Source organism: Cupriavidus sp. 22TCCZM01-5 (genome assembly GCF_057798915.1).
Genome location: NZ_JBYOJR010000079.1, coordinates 1 through 1448, shown reverse-complemented (window position 1 = coordinate 1448; position 1448 = coordinate 1). Strand labels below are relative to the sequence as shown.

2 protein-coding genes are annotated in these 1448 nt (G+C 68.4%); both read left to right on the top strand.

What is annotated here, in order from left to right:
• Positions 1 to 170 precede the first annotated feature (170 nt).
• On the top strand, positions 171 to 959 hold the full coding sequence (locus AC3FNH_RS32475; RefSeq protein WP_488722998.1) for an enoyl-CoA hydratase/isomerase family protein: 789 nt from the start codon (positions 171 to 173) through the stop codon (positions 957 to 959).
• Positions 960 to 1091: 132 nt separating this feature from the next.
• Positions 1092 to 1448, top strand: a 357-nt coding sequence (locus AC3FNH_RS32470; protein WP_488722997.1) for a biotin carboxylase N-terminal domain-containing protein, incomplete at its 3' end; no start/stop codon positions are given.

Below are 1448 nucleotides of genomic sequence, written 5' to 3'. Positions count from 1 at the left end.
CGCGAGCGCGCGGCTGTGGGACGACGGCGTGATCGACCCGGCGCAGACGCGCACGGTGCTGGGCCTGGGCCTGTCGGCGAGCCTGAACGCGCCGATCGAAGATATGAAGTTCGGCGTGTTCCGGATGTAAGCCGGCCGCAGATCCCAACGCTTATCCAAGCCAGACAGCCATGGAATTCACCACGCTTACCGTCACCATCGCCCGCCATGTGGCGACTGTCACGCTGAACCGTCCGGACGTACGCAACGCGTTCAACGAGACCGTCATCGCCGAGCTGACCGAGGCCTTCCGCGTACTCGGCGGCAACGACGAAGTGCGAGCCATCGTCCTCGCCGGCAACGGCCCGGCATTCTGCGCCGGAGCCGACCTGAACTGGATGAAGAAGATGGCCGGCTACTCGAACGACGAGAACCGCGCCGATGCGCTGGCCCTCGCGAGGATGCTGCATACCATCTGGTCCTGCCCGCGCCCGGTCGTCGCTCGCATTCAGGGCGACACCTACGCCGGGGGCGTGGGCCTCGCTGCCGTATGCGACATCTCGGTGGCCGCCGACCATGCGCACTTCTGCCTGTCGGAAGCGCGCCTTGGCCTGCTGCCCGCCACCATCAGCCCGTACGTGATCCGTGCCATGGGCGAGCAGGCATCGCGCCGCTACTTCATCACCGCCGAGCGCTTCGATGCCACCGAAGCGCTACGCCTGGGCTTCGTCCACGCCGTGGTGCCGGCCGACGCGCTGGACGCGAAGGTCGAGGAAATCACCGCGGCGCTGGTGGGCAACAGTCCCAACGCCGTGCGCGAGAGCAAGCGGCTGGTGCAGGAAGTCGCGGGCCGCGTGATCGACAACCACCTGCTCGCCGATACGGCGGACCGCATTGCCGCGATCCGCGCCTCGGAAGAAGGCCGCGAAGGCGTGCGCGCCTTCCTGGAAAAACGCTCGCCAGCCTGGAAGCCGGCTTAAGTTAGAGCCGACCGCCGCACCCGACACCCCTATCAAGAGAACCCCGGCAGCATGCCGTGGCAGCGCCTGCCCGCTGCCGGCATGCGGCAGCGGTCGCGGCCGACACCGCCCGCCCCCATCCCAGGAGAAACCATGTTCAACAAGATCCTGATCGCGAACCGAGGTGAAATCGCCTGCCGCGTCGCCGCCACCTGCCGCCGGCTGGGCATCCGCACCGTCGCGGTGTACTCCGACGCCGACGCCGATGCGCGCCACGTCGCCTTCTGCGACGAAGCCGTCCATATCGGCGGCGCCGCGGCGCGCGACAGCTACCTGCGCGCCGACCACATCATCGAGATGGCGAAGGAGACCGGCGCTCAGGCGATCCATCCCGGCTACGGCTTCCTCTCCGAGAACGAAGCCTTTGCCGAGGCCTGCGCCGCGGCTGGACTGGTCTTCATCGGTCCGCCGGCCTCCGCGATCCACGCGATGGGCAGCAAGAGCGCGGCC

Excerpts from the sequence above, each read along its gene's own strand:
- AC3FNH_RS32475 (WP_488722998.1), top strand. The coding sequence starts at position 171 with ATGGAATTCACCACGCTTACCGTCACCATCGCCCGCCATGTGGCGACT.